The organism is Streptomyces sp. NPDC058240 (genome assembly GCF_042882135.1).
In the GTDB taxonomy this organism is placed as follows: Bacteria; Actinomycetota; Actinomycetes; order Streptomycetales; family Streptomycetaceae; genus Streptomyces.
In genome coordinates this window covers 105,290-118,274 of sequence record NZ_JBHVWT010000009.1, presented here as the reverse complement: position 1 = coordinate 118,274, position 12,985 = coordinate 105,290, and the positions used below count along the sequence as shown (strand labels likewise).

Below are 12,985 nucleotides of genomic sequence, written 5' to 3'. Positions count from 1 at the left end.
TCAGTAGTTCGACGGGCGCGAAATTTCGGGACCGCGCAGGGTGCGGAGTTGGTTACACTGCTCCGGCATGCCTCCTTAGCTCAGCTGGCCAGAGCAACGCACTTGTAATGCGTAGGTCGTCGGTTCGAATCCGACAGGGGGCTCAGGTGAAACCCCAGCTCAGATGGTGTCTGAGCTGGGGTTTTGTCGTTCGGGGAATGCGACGGCGACCGTGGTGGTGGGAGCGGGCCATACGCCGCGGCAGGCGCGCTCGGCGCGTGGCTGCGGAAATGGATGCGTCCGGAGGCCCTGAGTTTCTGAGTGGCCGAATTCCAGCTGTCAGCAGAACGTTCCGAAGCGTTCCGTGACCACCGGCAGCCGGTCCGCGGCCAGGGCGTGTGCGGCGGCTCGGGGGGTGGTGTTCTCGGTTTCGGCGCGGGCCAGTATCCGGTCGACCAGGGCGCGCATCGACCGGCGGGTGTACGTGAACGCCTCGTCGGCGTCGGCGCCGATGTCGCCGAACAGGGTCCACCACCACCAGGCGTTCGTACCGGAGTTGACGACGACGTCCGGCAGTACGGTGATGCCCCGGGCGGCCAGCAGCGTCTCCGCCTCGGGGACCACCGGCATGTTGGCGGCCTCGACGATCCAGCGGGCGGTGATGCCCGCCTGGTTGGCGGCGTCCACGGCGTACGAGACGGCGGCCGGTACCAGTACCTCGGCGTCGGCGGTCAGCCAGGCGTCGGCCGGCAGTTCACGGTCCTCGGCGCGGAGTGCGGCGCGGTCCACGGCGCCGTGGCCGTCGCGGGCGGCGAGCAGCGCCTCGACGTCCAGGCCGTCGGGGTTGGCGACGGTGCCCTTGATGTCGGCGACCGCGACGACGTGGAGTCCGGCGCGGGCCAGGAAGCGGGCGGTGGCGCCGCCCATGGTGCCGAAGCCCTGCACCGCGACGCGGGTTCCCCGGTGGGCGACGCCGGTCCGGTCCAGGGCGGTGAGCACCGATTCGGCGACTCCGCAGCCGCCCACCAGCTCGTCCAGGCCGATGCCGTCCACGTCGATGGCGAACGCGTCGGCGAGGCGCCGCCGGGCGGCTTCCTCGTCGTCGAGGAGCGGGTAGACCGCCTGGATGGAGGAGACCAGGCCCGCCTCGGCGGCGGCCCGGTCGACGAGGTCCTGGGTGAGGCCGAGGTCCTCGCCGGTGGTCCAGAACTGTTCGATGTAGGGGCGTACGGCACGCAGGTAGCGGACGAGGACGCCGTAGGCGGCGGGGTCGCGCGGGTCGCAGTCGATGCCGCCCTTGGCGCCGCCCAACGGGATGTAGCGGCCCTGCGGGTTGTAGTGCAGCACCTCCTTCATCGTCATGCCGCGGGCCAGGCCGGTGACTTCCTCCAGCGTGCAGCCGGAGCGCATCCGCAGGCCGCCGCTGGAGACGCCGCGCACCAGTCGGTCGATGACCAGGTGGCCCTGGTGCCCGGTCTCCTGGTCGGTCCAGGTGAGGGAGATCAGGGGGGCGGCCGACCCGGCGGTGGTCCGCGGGGTCGTGGGGGACGTGGTCATCGGGAGTGCTCCTCGGGGACGGTGATGAGGGTGGGGCCGGGGGTGTCCAGGGCCCGGCGCAGGGCCTCGGCGAGCGCCTCGGGCGAGTCGGCGCGTACGCCGTGGCCGCCGTAGGCGCGGGCCAGGGCGGGCAGGTCGACCGGCGGCAGGTCGACCCCGGTGGGGCGGTCGCCGCGGGACACCATTTCGTCGCGGATCTCGCCGTAGCCGCCGTTGTCGAACACCACGACGGGCAGGGGGAGTCGCAGTTGTACGGCGGTGGCCAGCTCCTGTACGGAGAACTGGAGCCCGCCGTCGCCACTCAGCGCGACGACCGGCCGGGCGGGGTCCGCGGTCTTGGCGCCGATGGCGGCGGGCAGTGCGTAGCCGAGGGTGCCGAAGCCCGTCGGGTGCAGGTAGCGGCCCTCCGGGGCGACGGGCAGGTGCGGGATCGCGCCGTAGTAGCAGCACTGGGCGCTGTCGGAGGTGAGCACCGCGTTCGCGGGGAGCACCGATCCGATCGCCGCCAGGTACGGCAGCAGGTGCGCGTCCTCGCTCCGGGTCTCGGCGTTCCGCTCGTCGCGGAGTGCGACGACGGCGCGGTGGACCTCGTGGTGCGTTTCGGTGGCGGTGATGGCGGCGGCGGGGCGGGTGGCGAGGAGCGAGCGCAGGGTGTGCCGGGCGTCGCCGACCAGGGGGATACCGGCGGGCGGACCCGCGTACATCTGCGCCGGATCGATGTCGGCCCGGATCAGGGTGCCGCCGAGCGCGGGCAGGGGCTCCCACAGGTCGGACTCGGCGAGCTCCGTGCCGACGGCGAGCACCACGTCGCGCTCCGCCAGCCAGCGCCGGACGGCCCGGCTGTGCAGCGAGGCGCCGAGCGACAGCGGGTGGGTCTCCGCGACGATGCCCTTGCCGTTGGCCGAGGTCACCACGGGGGCGCCCAGCTCCTCGGCCAGTCGCAGGCACTCGGCGGCGGCTCCGCGCGCTCCGCCGCCGAGCACGATCGCGGGCCGGGCGGCCGAGCGCAGCGCCTCGGCGGCCGTCGAGAGCGCGTCCGGGTCCGCCGTCGCGGGGGAGGCCGGCGGGGCGGTCCGTACGGGCCCGGCCGGTTCCACGGCGGTGAGCAGGTCCAGCGGTACCTCGATGTGTACGGGCCGGGGGCGCCGCGTACGGAAGAGGGTGAAGGCGCGGGCGACGGCCACGCCGATCTCCTCGACGGAGGACACCCGGTGGCTGACGGCCGCGACGCCCCGCAGTGCCTCGGTCTGGCTGCGCATCTCGTGCAGCAGGCCGGTCGACTGCCGGGGGTGGCGCAGCGGCATGCCGGGTGAGACGACGAGCAGCGGGACGCTGTCGGAGTAGGCCTGGCCGACGGCGGCCGCGATGTTCAGCAGGGCCGGGCCGGTGGTGGTGATCGCCACGCCGGGCCGTCCGCAGACCCGGGCGTAGGCGTCGGCGGCGTAGCCCGCGCCCTGTTCGTGGCGGGGGTTGAGGTGGTCGATCCGGTAGGCGGCCAGGTGCCGGTAGATCTCCAGGTTGTGGGTGCCGGGGATGCCGAACGCCTGGGTCACACCGTGCGCGGCGAGCGCCCGCACCAGGGCTTCCCCGCCGGTGAGCCCGCCTCGCGGGGGCCGGGCGGGGGTGGTCGCGGGTGGTTCCGACATGGTTTCTCCAGGCACTGCGCAGGGCTCCTTACTGAATGAGTAGTCAGTATTTGGAGTGTGGATCGCCCATGTCAATGCGTGCAGATACTGAACATTTGTTCAGTTGTCGGGATGGGGGTCGCCCGGGTCGGCGGCCGGGCCCGTGCGGGCCCGGCCGCCGGTGACGGTGCTCGTGGTCAGTGCGTCCGGGGCGGGAGCCGCAACGCCAGTCCGTCGAGGACGACTTCCAGGCCGTACGTGAACTTGGAGTCGCGGATCTCCTCGGGGGCGGTCTTCGCGGAGGCGGTGAAGGTGTCGGCGAGGTGGTCGTGCTCGGCCGCGGCCTGCTGGGCGGCGGGCATGAGGCGGGACATGAAGTCGGCCTCGGTCTCACCGGAGCGGGCGACGGTGGTGAGCCAGGCCGCCTCGGTGGTGCTCATGCCGATGACGTAGGTCATGACGGTGTCGATCGCGCGGCTCGGCTCCGGGAAGCCGACTGCGGTGAACAGGGCGGCCAGCCGTTCGGAGAACGACATCAGGTTGGGGCCCAGATAGGCGAGGCCCGCCTGGCCGAGGACCGAGGCCAGCCAGGGGTGGTGCAGGGCGGTCGAGCGGAAGGACCGGGCGGCCTCGGTGGCGGCGGCGCGCCAGTCCGGGCTGTCGGCGGGGGGCACCGTGATCTCGGCGAAGACCTCGTCCACCGCGAGTTCCATCAGCTCGTCCTTGGTCGCGACGTGCCGGTAGAGGGAGGTCGCGCCGGCGTTCAGGCGGGCGCCGAGCTTGCGCATGCTGAGCGCCTCGATGCCGTCGGCGTCCAGCATCACGATCGCCTCGCGGACGATCGCGGCCCGGCTGAGCGCGGGCTGGTCGGGCTCGCGCTGCTGCCGCGTCCACACGGATGGGATCGGGTTGGTCCTGGCTGCCATGACGTCGTCCTCCTTGGTGGTGCGCGGAACTCGGGGTGCGCGGAACTCGGCGGTGCGTGGCGCTCGGCGGTGCGTGGCGCTCGGCGGTGGGGCGAGGTGCGTACACCGTTCGCATCGAGCGTACATGAGGGGTGGTTGCGCACGCCGTACTCATCTGCGTACAGTGTTCGCATCGAAGGAGCGGTGTGCGCAACTCGAAGGGGAAGCCTCATGGAGACCGTCATGGAGACCCGTAATCCACGCCGCTGGTGGATCCTGATCGTGCTGTGCCTCAGCTCGCTGGTCCTGGTGGTCGACAGCATGGCGCTGACCGTCGGGGTCCCGGCGATGACCGAGGACCTCGGAGCGAGCGCCCAGGACACGCAGTGGATCCTCGACTCCTACATCCTGGTCTTCGCCGGGCTCCTGCTCACCTCCGGCAGCCTCGGCGACCGGTTCGGCCGCCGGAAGATCATGATCATCGGCCTGCTGCTCTTCGGGGCGGCGTCGCTGGCCGCGACCTTCTGCACCAACCCCGGTGAAGTGATCGCCGCCCGGGTCACGATGGGCGTCGGCGGTGCCCTGATCATGCCGTCGACACTGTCGATCCTCATCACCGTCTTCGACGAGCAGGAGCGCAACAAGGCGATGGCGGTGTGGAGTTCGGTGTCGATGCTCGGCCTGGTCGGCAGCCCGGTGCTCGGCGGTGTGCTGATCGACCACTTCTCCTGGCACTCGATCTTCTTCATCAACGTTCCGGTCGTCGCGCTGGCCGTCCTCGCGGGTCTCACCCTCATGCCGGAGTCGAAGGGGCCGTGGCAGAAGGCCGACCCGCTCGGCGCGGTGCTCTCGGCGGCCGGCATGACCGCCCTGGTCTGGTGGATCATCGAGATCCCGCAGCACGGTGCCTTCGGCGGCCGGTCCGCGATCACCCTGGCCGTCGCGGTTGTCGCCCTCGTCGGGTTCGTGGTCTGGGAGAACGTCACCTCCGCGCCGATGGTGCCGCTGGTCCTCTTCAAGCACCGCAACTTCAGCGGTGGTTCGCTCTCGCTGACCCTCGTGCAGATCGGCAACGGCGGCCTGTTGCTGGTCTTCACCCAGTACCTGCAGTTCGTGCTCGGCTACTCGCCGGTCAAGGCGGGTCTGGCCTTCGTACCGCTGGCCGTCGCGGCGCTGATCGGCAACTTCGTCGGCACCGGGCTCGCCGCGAAGACCGGCAACCGCATGCTGGTGCTGGCCGGGATGATCGTCATGGCCGCCGCCTTCGGGCTGCTGACCTCCGTCTCGCCCGACAGCGGCTTCACCCTCCCGGCGGTCGCGCTCGGTCTTCTCGGCCTCGGCGCGGGCCTCGCGATGCCGGCCGCGGTCGGCGCGCTGATGGGCACCATCCCGGCGGAGAAGGCGGGCGTCGGCTCGGCCCTGAACGACACCATCCAGCAGGCCGGCACCGCGCTCGGCATCGCGATCCTCGGCTCGCTCCTGTCCAGCGGCTTCGCCCGCGAGATGCCCGCCGACGCACCTGGGCAGGCGAAGCGCTCGATCACCGACGCGCTGTCCCTGGCCCACGGCGACACCGGCCTGGTCCGGGCCGCCCGGGAGGCCTTCACCTCTTCGATGTCGACCACCTTCACCATCAGCGCGATCGGTGTCCTGGCCGCCGCCGTCCTGGCCGCCCTGGTCATGCGCGACACGAAGCCCGACCCCGCCCCGGCCCCGGCACAGGACGCCGAGCTCGTCGCCTGACCCTCATGAAGAAGGCCGGTGCCCCGGGAGGGCACCGGCCTTCTTCCGTTTCCGGCTCCCGGTCCGGTCGTGCGACCGGGCGATCCGTTCATGCGACCGTACGATCCGTTCCGACCATCGGTCGCCGTCGGCCGTCAATCGGATGCGTACGCCGGAAGGAGGGAGGGCGGCGGTCGCGGGGCGTGCTACGTCCCGGCGCCGGGGCGAGTCCCTACTTTGCCCGTCCGTTGTTCCGGTCAGTGCCGCCCCGCCAACCGGTCCGCCACCTTCGCCACCGGGTCCGTGCCGGCCCGCGGCGAGGTGAGTTCGCGGCGGTCGGCGGCGCGGTAGGCGGCGTACATGCCGTGGACGCCGAGCCAGCGGAAGGGCTCCGGCTCCCAGCGGCGGACCTTGTGGCCGACCCAGGGGAGGGTGGTCAGCTCGGTGGGACCCGACTGGCCGGAGTCCTGCTGGATCAGGTCGCGCAGGGTGCGGGCGGCGAGATTGGTGGTGGCTACGCCGGAGCCGACGTAGCCGCCCGCCCAGCCGAGCCCGGTGGAACGGTCCAGGGTGACCGTGGCGCACCAGTCGCGGGGGACACCGAGGACGCCGGACCAGGCGTGGTCGATCCGGGCGCCCGCGGTGCTGGGGAAGAAGCGGACGAGGATGTCGCGGAGGGCCTCGATGGTGGCGGGCTGGGTGCGGCCGTCGTTGTCGGTGCCGGAGCCGTAGCGGTACGGGACGCCCCGGCCGCCGAGCGCGATGCGGTCGTCGGCGGTGCGCTGGGCGTACATGTAGGCGTGGGCCATGTCGCCGAGGGTTTCGCGGCCGTCCCAGCCGATGGTGTCCCAGACCGACGTGGGGAGCGGCTCGGTGGCGATCATCGAGGAGTTCATGGGGAGCCAGGTGCGCCGCTGGCCCTTGAGGTTCGCGGTGAAGCCCTCGGTGCAGCGCAGGATGTACGGGGCGCGGACGGTGCCGTACGGGGTGTGCGCGTGCTTGGGCTCGATCTCGGTGACGGGCGTCGACTCGTGGATGGTGACGCCGAGCGCCTCGACGGTCGCGGCGAGCCCCTGGACGAGTTTGACCGGGTGCAGCCGGGCGCCGTGCGGGGTCCAGGTGGAGCCGACGGCTCCGGTGACGTTGACGCGTTCGCAGGTCTCCCGGGCGCCGCGCAGGACGCGGTCCGTCTCGCCGAAGGCGATCTCGACGGAGTGGAAGTCCTTGAGCCTGGCCAGCTGCGCGGGCGTGTAGGCGACTTCGAGGACGCCGCCCTGATGGATGTCGGCGTCGATGTTCTCCTCGGCGGCCACCCGTACGACTTCGTCGACCGTCTCGTTCATCGCCTGCTGGAGCCGGACGGCGGCTTCGTGGCCGTGGAGTTTCGCGTAGCGGTCGCGGCCCGCGATGCCGTTGTACAGCCAGCCGCCGTTGCGCCCGGAGGCACCGTAGCCGCAGAACTTGGCTTCGAGGACGGTGATGTTGAGGAAGGGGACGGCCTTCTTGAGGTAGTAGGCGGTCCACAGTCCGGTGTATCCGCCGCCGACGATGCAGATGTCGGCGGTGGCGTCGCCCGGCAGGGGCTCCCGGGCGAGAGGGGTGCCTCGGTCCGCGTACCAGAACGATATGCCGCCGTTTACGGTGCTGACGGTGCTCATGTTGCCCCTGCTTTGTCCGGTGTGAAGCCCTGTGTGGAGTGTTGCGTGAAGCGTGGTGCGAGGGTGTGCGCGAGGCCGCGTTTCCTCTGGGGCGGGACGTTACTGCGGAGCGGGCGTTTTCGTCCTTTGCCGGGACCGGGTCAGTGGGTAGCAGGCGAGGCCGATGAGCACGGCGGTGAAGTGGCCGAGGTCGGTGAAGGAGCGGCCGGCGATGAGGGGGACGCCGTAGAAGACGAGGACGGCGAAGAGGTACACGTACCGCCAGGGCGGCGGGACGCGGTACGTGAGGACGGCGACGACCCCCGCGAGCGCGTAACTGACGCCGACATCAAGGGTGTTGGCAGCCGCGGGTGGTACATGTCCGTGCCGGATCGCCCAGGCCAGGACGCCTTCGCTGGCGAGGGAGGCGAGGACGTGTGCCAGGACGGCGACGGTGAGCCAGCGCAGGGTGCCGAGCCAGCGTTCGGCGGGGGCGTGGAAGACGGTGTACAGGAGGGCGTAGGGGACCCACTGGCCGCCGTCGATCCAGAAGGCGCTGGCGAACAGAACACGTAGGGGGTCCTCGGTGAGTTCGTGGATGTTGGTCGAGCGCTGGCGCAGGAAGTCCTCTTCGAAGTCCGGTGACATCTGGTGGACGATGACCGTGGTGACGAAGAGCGCGGCCAGCCAGACGTAGGTGCCGGGTGCGCTGCGGATCCATGAGCCGACGCTGCGGATCCATGAGCCGACGCTGCGGATCCACGAACCGGCGATGGTGCGGTGCCGGGTGGGCGGTGCGGGGCTGCTCGGAGTCATATCCGATTGACGCACGGCCCTAGGATCGTCGGCGTGATCGACATTCCGGACGGGCTGATCGCCACCCAGTCCAAGTACAACGGCGACGCCGGGCGGGCATTCCTGGCGGCGCTGCCGGGGCGGGCCGCCGGGTTCCTGGAGCGGTGGGGGCTGCGGCGGGACGGCGAGGCGTTCCACGGGGTGTGTGCGCTGGTGCTCCCGGTGGTGCGGGTGGCGGACGGCTGCCCGGCGGCGTTGAAGCTCCAGCCGGTGGACGAGGAGACGGTGGGCGAGCCGGTCGCGCTGCGGGTGTGGGGCGAGGCGGGCGCGGGGGCCGTGGGGTTGCTGGACCACGATGCCGCGACGGGGACGCTGCTGCTGGAACGGCTGGACGGACGCCGCTCGTTGGAGGGGATGGCGGACGAGCGCGAGGCGTCGGGGATTCTCGCCGGGCTGCTGGCCCGGCTGACGTCCGTACCCGCCCCGGCGGGCAGCGGGCTGCGGGGGCTGGGGGACCTGGCGGAGCGGATGCTGGCGGCGGCGCCGGGGGCGGTGGCGGAGCTGGTGGACGCGGCGGAGGCGCGGCTGCTCGCGGACTGCGCGGCGGCGGTGCGGGAGGTCGCGGGGGAGCCGGGGGACCGGCTGCTGCACTGGGACCTGCACTACGGCAATGTGCTGGCCGACGGGGCGGGCCGGTGGGTGGCCATCGACCCGAAGCCACTGGTCGGCGATCCGGGCTTCGAGCTGTTGCCGGCCCTGGTCAACCGGTTCGACCCGGCGGCGGTCCGGTGGCGGTTCGATCTGCTGACCCGGGTGCTGGGCCTGGACCGGGAGCGGGCACGGGCCTGGACGCTGGGGCGGCTGCTGCAGAACGCGCTGTGGGACGTGTCGGACGGCCGGCGGCGGCTGGACCCGAACCAGGCGGAGATCGCACGGCAGTTGCTGGGACGGAGCTGACCGGCGCGGAACGGGCGGTGCCGCCGGGCGAGGGGGTGGGGCGGGCTAGGGACGTGCCCCTGTTTACGCTGCCCCCATGATTCGTACCGCTGTCCCCGCCGATGTCCCCGTCATCCACGCCATGGTCCGTGAGCTGGCCGACTACGAGAAGGCCCTGCACGAGGCGAACGCCACCGAGGAGCAGCTGCACGAGGCACTGTTCGGCGAGCGGCCCGCCGCGTACGCGCACATCGCCGAGTCGGACGACGACGGCGAGGTCGTCGGCTTCGCGCTGTGGTTCCTGAACTTCTCCACCTGGCGCGGGGTGCACGGCATCTACCTGGAGGACCTGTACGTACGCCCGGAGCGGCGCGGCGGCGGCCACGGGAAGGCGCTGCTGGCGGAGCTGGCGCGGATCTGTGCGGAGCGCGGCTACGAGCGTCTGGAGTGGTCGGTGCTGAACTGGAACGCCCCGTCCATCGCGTTCTACGAGTCGCTGGGCGCGCGGCCGCAGGACGAGTGGACGGTGTACCGGCTGACGGACGAGGCGTTGGCGGAGCTCGGCGGGCAGCGGTAGGCGGAGGCGGGCCCGCCGCCCTGGTCCCGTGCGCATCGGCGCGAGGGGCGTTGTCAGTGGCATGGGCCACGATGGAGGGCATGGCACGCAGCAACAGCAGGAAGACGGACACCATCGCGGCGGCCCGGCGGCCGGAGGTGCGGCTCCCCCCGCTCGTTCCGTACGACGGCGAGGGCCTGGAGCCGGACGGGGACTACGACGGAGTGCGGTTCGAGGGGACGGATCTCGCGGACGAGTCGGGTCCGGGAGCCCGGTTCATGGACTGCGCGCTGGACGGCTGCGCGCTGGACCGCACGGAGCTGATCAGGGCCCGCTTCATCGACTCGGTGCTGACGGGCGTACGGGGTGTGGGCACCGATCTCGCGGGGGCGTCGCTGCGTGACGTGGAGGTGGTGGACGCCCGGCTGGGCGGAGTGCAGCTGCACGGCGCGGTGCTGGAGCGGGTGCTGGTGCGCGGCGGGAAGATCGATTACCTGAATCTGCGGAAGGCCCGGCTCAAGGACGTGGTGTTCGAGGGCTGTGTGCTGTCCGAGCCGGATTTCGGCGACGCTCAGCTGGTGCGGGTGGAGTTCCGCGACTGTGTGCTGAAGCGGGCCGACTTCAGCTCCGTCCGGATGGAGTCGGTGGACCTGCGCCCGGTCGCGGAGCTGGACATCGCGCGTGGGGTGGAGCGGCTGGCGGGCGCGGTGATCAGCCCGGCGCAGCTGATGGAGCTGGCGCCCGCGTTCGCGGCGCAGATCGGGGTGCGCGTGGAGGCGTAGGACCCTTTCGCGAGGACCGGGTCCGGGTTCAGATACGGGGGAAGCGGGCCTGGAGGTCCCAGATCACGGGGTTGTCGGCGAGGCCCTCGTGCATGTCGGCGAGGTCGGCGATCAGATCGTGCAGGAAGTCGCGGGCCTCGCGGCGCAGCAGCGAGTGGCTGAAGGTGAGCGGGGGCTCCTCGCCGGGCATCCAGTCCGCCTCGACGTCGACCCAGCCGAAGCGGCGCTCGAAGAGCATCCGGTCGGACGATTCGGTGAAGTCCAGCTCGGCGAACTGCTGCCGGTGCGAGCGGTTGCCGCGCGGGTCCTGGTCGATCTGCTCGACGATGTCGCACAGCGCCCACGCGAAGTCGAGCACCGGCACCCATCCCCAGGCCGTGGATACCTCGCGGTCCTCCTTGGTGTCCGCGAGGTAGACGTCCCCGGAGAACAGATCGTGCCGCAGGGCGTGGACGTCCGCGCGGCGGTAGTCGGTCTGCGGGGGATCGGGGAAGCGTCGGGAGAGGGAGTAGCCGATGTCGAGCACGCTTCGATGGTGTCATGCCCGAAGGGGCGTCGGCACCGAGAGGTCCTACGGCAGCAGCCGCTGCTCCTTGGCGACGGCGACGGCGCCCGCGCGGGTGTCGACGCCGAGCTTGTCGTAGATCCGGCCGAGGTGGGTCTTGACCGTGGCCTCGCTGATGAACAGGGCGCGGGCGATGTCGCGGTTGCCCAGGCCCTGGGAGAGCTGGGCCAGGATGTCGAGCTCGCGGTCGGTGAGGGTGGGCAGGGGCTTGCGCATCCGGGCCATGACGCGGCTGGCCACCGGCGGGGAGAGTGTGGTGCGGCCCTGGGCGGCCGAGCGGATCGCGGCGAAGAGCTCCTCGGGGCGCTCGGCCTTCAGCAGATAGCCGGTGGCGCCCGCCTCGATGGCGCGGGTGATGTCGGCGTCCGTGTCGTACGTGGTGAGGACCAGCACATGGACGCCGGTGGCGGCGATGCGGCGGGTGGCCTCGACACCGTCGATGCCCTGGCCGAGCTGGAGGTCCATCAGGACGACGTCCGGGGTGAGCTTGGCGGCCAGGGCGACGGCCTCCTCGCCGCTGCCGGCCTCGCCGACGACCTCGATGTCCGTTTCGCTGCCGAGGAGGGCGAGCAGACCGGCGCGTACGACGACATGGTCGTCGCAGAGCAGGATGCGTACGGTCGGCGTCGCGGTCATGCGAGGGCCTCCGGGGTGGTCGGCGGGGCGGTCGGGGTGAGCGGGACGGCGGCGGACAGCACCGTACCCTCGCCCGGCGCCGACTCGATCGTCAGCGTGCCGCCGAGCTGGTGCAGCCGGGCCCGGATCGCGGGCAGCCCGTGACCGCGCACGCTGCCGGTGGCCCGGGTGGCTTCGGTGGGTGCGAAGCCGTGTCCGTTGTCGGCGATGTCCAGGACGACCCGGTCGTCGAGGTGGGTCAGCGTCAGCGCCGCCTCCGTCGCGTGCGCGTGTTCCTTCACATTGGCCAGGGCGCCCTGCGCGATGCGCAGGAGCGCGGACTGCACCCGGTCCGGCAGCGCGGTGTGCCCTTCCCCCTCCACATGGCAGCGGACGGTGAGTCGCCCCTGCCCCTGTGCCGTCTCGCGGGCGGCCAGTGCGTGCAGGGCCGCCTCCAGGCCGCCGCCCTCCGCGAGATCGGCGGGCGCCAGGTCGTGGACGAAGCGGCGGGCCTCGGCGAGATTGCGTTCCGCGATGCCGGTGGCCGTACGGACATGGCGGCGGGCGGTCACCGGGTCGGCGTCCCAGGTGCGGTCGGCGGCCTGGAGCAGCATCTGCTGGCTGGAGAGGCCCTGCGCCAGGGTGTCGTGGATCTCCATGGACAGCCGCTGGCGTTCGGCGAGGGTGCCCTCGCGGCGCTCGGTGGCGGCCAGTTCGCGGCGGGTGCGCAGCAGGTCGTCGATGAGTTCGCCCTGCCGCTCGGACAGTTCGCGCTGACGCCCGGCCTGGCGCTGCATATGGACGAAGACCGCCGTCGCGACCGCCGCCACGGCGGGCGGGGCGAGTACCAGATTCGGGTCGAAGCCCTCGGCCAGCCGCAGTTGCGCGGCGACGACGAACAGGGTGAGCAGGGCGACGAGCGCGAGCGCGGCGCGCGGCGGGAGGATGCGCAGCCCGGTGAAGAAGAGCGGCACCGCGCACCACGCGAAGCTCGGCGCGAGGACGACCAGCACCATCCACACGGCGACCAGCACCCCCAGCCACACCAGGGAGCGCGGTGTCGGACGCGAGCCGAGCACCGGCCCGAGCACGTACAGCACGGCGAGGGCGACGGAGAGCGCGATGATCCACGGGGTGCGGGCCTCGCCGGGGTGGCGCAGCAGGAAGCGGGTGAGCGAGGCGCCGAGCAGCAGGAAGAACGCGGCGTGCATCAGGAGCGTGAGCCACCGGGCGTCCGGGTCGCCGGTCCGGTCCGGTGCGGCGGATGGGGTTCGGTGCTTCACCTCGTACCTCTCGCTCCTCACCGTCAGC

12 protein-coding genes and 1 tRNA gene are annotated in these 12,985 nt (G+C 72.1%); 5 read left to right on the top strand and 8 right to left on the bottom strand.

The genetic code is table 11. The annotated features are described in order from the left end of the window. Nucleotides 1-69: 69 nt before the first annotated feature. Nucleotides 70-143: transfer RNA gene (locus ACFVX4_RS18000), tRNA-Thr, on the top strand. Nucleotides 144-318: 175 nt separating this feature from the next. Here the strand turns inward: ACFVX4_RS18000 and ACFVX4_RS17995 are convergent. The 3 genes from ACFVX4_RS17995 to ACFVX4_RS17985 form a co-directional block, all read right to left on the bottom strand. Further along, nucleotides 319-1,536 carry a Glu/Leu/Phe/Val dehydrogenase dimerization domain-containing protein gene (locus tag ACFVX4_RS17995; RefSeq protein WP_389977884.1) on the bottom strand — a complete coding sequence of 406 codons (1,218 nt, stop codon included), beginning with the start codon at nucleotides 1,534-1,536 and terminating at the stop codon, nucleotides 319-321. Continuing rightward, complete coding sequence (locus ACFVX4_RS17990; protein ID WP_389977881.1) at nucleotides 1,533-3,182, bottom strand: 5-guanidino-2-oxopentanoate decarboxylase; 1,650 nt, start codon at nucleotides 3,180-3,182, stop codon at nucleotides 1,533-1,535. The genes ACFVX4_RS17995 and ACFVX4_RS17990 overlap by 4 nt, the downstream gene beginning before the upstream one ends. Before the next feature lie 176 nt (nucleotides 3,183-3,358). Further along, nucleotides 3,359-4,087 carry a TetR/AcrR family transcriptional regulator C-terminal domain-containing protein gene (locus ACFVX4_RS17985; protein WP_389977878.1) on the bottom strand — a complete coding sequence of 243 codons (729 nt, stop codon included), beginning with the start codon at nucleotides 4,085-4,087 and terminating at the stop codon, nucleotides 3,359-3,361. Nucleotides 4,088-4,309: 222 nt separating this feature from the next. On the opposite strand from ACFVX4_RS17985, the gene ACFVX4_RS17980 reads away from it, so the two are divergent. Next, entirely contained in the window at nucleotides 4,310-5,809 is a 1,500-nt protein-coding gene (locus ACFVX4_RS17980) for an MFS transporter (protein WP_389978152.1), read from the top strand. Nucleotides 5,810-6,045: 236 nt separating this feature from the next. Here the strand turns inward: ACFVX4_RS17980 and ACFVX4_RS17975 are convergent, their stop codons facing one another. After that, on the bottom strand, nucleotides 6,046-7,446 hold the full coding sequence (locus ACFVX4_RS17975) for an NAD(P)/FAD-dependent oxidoreductase (protein ID WP_389977875.1): 1,401 nt from the start codon (nucleotides 7,444-7,446) through the stop codon (nucleotides 6,046-6,048). A 99-nt stretch (nucleotides 7,447-7,545) separates the two neighbouring features. Beyond that, nucleotides 7,546-8,241, bottom strand: a complete 696-nt coding sequence (locus tag ACFVX4_RS17970) for a rhomboid-like protein (protein WP_389978149.1) — start codon at nucleotides 8,239-8,241, stop codon at nucleotides 7,546-7,548. Between the two features lie 33 nt (nucleotides 8,242-8,274). On the opposite strand from ACFVX4_RS17970, the gene ACFVX4_RS17965 reads away from it, so the two are divergent. The 3 genes from ACFVX4_RS17965 to ACFVX4_RS17955 all read left to right on the top strand — a co-directional run bounded on the left by ACFVX4_RS17965 (nucleotide 8,275) and on the right by ACFVX4_RS17955 (nucleotide 10,494). After that, nucleotides 8,275-9,177, top strand: coding sequence for an aminoglycoside phosphotransferase family protein (locus ACFVX4_RS17965; RefSeq protein ID WP_389977873.1), 903 nt, complete (start codon nucleotides 8,275-8,277; stop codon nucleotides 9,175-9,177). A gap of 76 nt (nucleotides 9,178-9,253) precedes the next feature. After that, nucleotides 9,254-9,733, top strand: a complete 480-nt coding sequence (locus tag ACFVX4_RS17960) for a GNAT family N-acetyltransferase (RefSeq protein WP_389977871.1) — start codon at nucleotides 9,254-9,256, stop codon at nucleotides 9,731-9,733. 80 nt (nucleotides 9,734-9,813) lie between these two features. After that, complete coding sequence (locus ACFVX4_RS17955; protein ID WP_389977868.1) at nucleotides 9,814-10,494, top strand: pentapeptide repeat-containing protein; 681 nt, start codon at nucleotides 9,814-9,816, stop codon at nucleotides 10,492-10,494. 28 nt (nucleotides 10,495-10,522) lie between these two features. Here ACFVX4_RS17955 and ACFVX4_RS17950 read toward each other — a convergent pair whose 3' ends face one another. From ACFVX4_RS17950 to ACFVX4_RS17940, 3 genes are read right to left on the bottom strand one after another with little or no spacing between them, the layout of a single operon-like run. Then, nucleotides 10,523-11,020 (bottom strand): hypothetical protein, encoded by a 498-nt coding sequence (locus ACFVX4_RS17950; RefSeq protein ID WP_124717226.1) that lies wholly within the window; start codon nucleotides 11,018-11,020, stop codon nucleotides 10,523-10,525. Nucleotides 11,021-11,065: 45 nt separating this feature from the next. Then, nucleotides 11,066-11,695 carry a response regulator gene (locus ACFVX4_RS17945; RefSeq protein ID WP_389977865.1) on the bottom strand — a complete coding sequence of 210 codons (630 nt, stop codon included), beginning with the start codon at nucleotides 11,693-11,695 and terminating at the stop codon, nucleotides 11,066-11,068. Then, on the bottom strand, nucleotides 11,692-12,957 hold the full coding sequence (locus tag ACFVX4_RS17940; RefSeq protein ID WP_389977862.1) for a sensor histidine kinase: 1,266 nt from the start codon (nucleotides 12,955-12,957) through the stop codon (nucleotides 11,692-11,694). The genes ACFVX4_RS17945 and ACFVX4_RS17940 overlap by 4 nt, the downstream gene beginning before the upstream one ends. Between the last annotated feature and the right edge of the window lie 28 nt (nucleotides 12,958-12,985).

What these genes read in the sequence shown, in the direction of transcription:
- ACFVX4_RS17995 (WP_389977884.1), bottom strand. Translation starts at nt 1,536, where the DNA reads ATGACCACGTCCCCCACGACCCCGCGGACCACCGCCGGGTCGGCCGCC.
- ACFVX4_RS17990 (WP_389977881.1), bottom strand. Translation starts at nt 3,182, where the DNA reads ATGTCGGAACCACCCGCGACCACCCCCGCCCGGCCCCCGCGAGGCGGG.
- ACFVX4_RS17985 (WP_389977878.1), bottom strand. Translation starts at nt 4,087, where the DNA reads ATGGCAGCCAGGACCAACCCGATCCCATCCGTGTGGACGCGGCAGCAG.
- ACFVX4_RS17980 (WP_389978152.1), top strand. Translation starts at nt 4,310, where the DNA reads ATGGAGACCCGTAATCCACGCCGCTGGTGGATCCTGATCGTGCTGTGC.
- ACFVX4_RS17975 (WP_389977875.1), bottom strand. Translation starts at nt 7,446, where the DNA reads ATGAGCACCGTCAGCACCGTAAACGGCGGCATATCGTTCTGGTACGCG.
- ACFVX4_RS17970 (WP_389978149.1), bottom strand. Translation starts at nt 8,241, where the DNA reads ATGACTCCGAGCAGCCCCGCACCGCCCACCCGGCACCGCACCATCGCC.
- ACFVX4_RS17960 (WP_389977871.1), top strand. Translation starts at nt 9,254, where the DNA reads ATGATTCGTACCGCTGTCCCCGCCGATGTCCCCGTCATCCACGCCATG.
- ACFVX4_RS17955 (WP_389977868.1), top strand. Translation starts at nt 9,814, where the DNA reads ATGGCACGCAGCAACAGCAGGAAGACGGACACCATCGCGGCGGCCCGG.
- ACFVX4_RS17945 (WP_389977865.1), bottom strand. Translation starts at nt 11,695, where the DNA reads ATGACCGCGACGCCGACCGTACGCATCCTGCTCTGCGACGACCATGTC.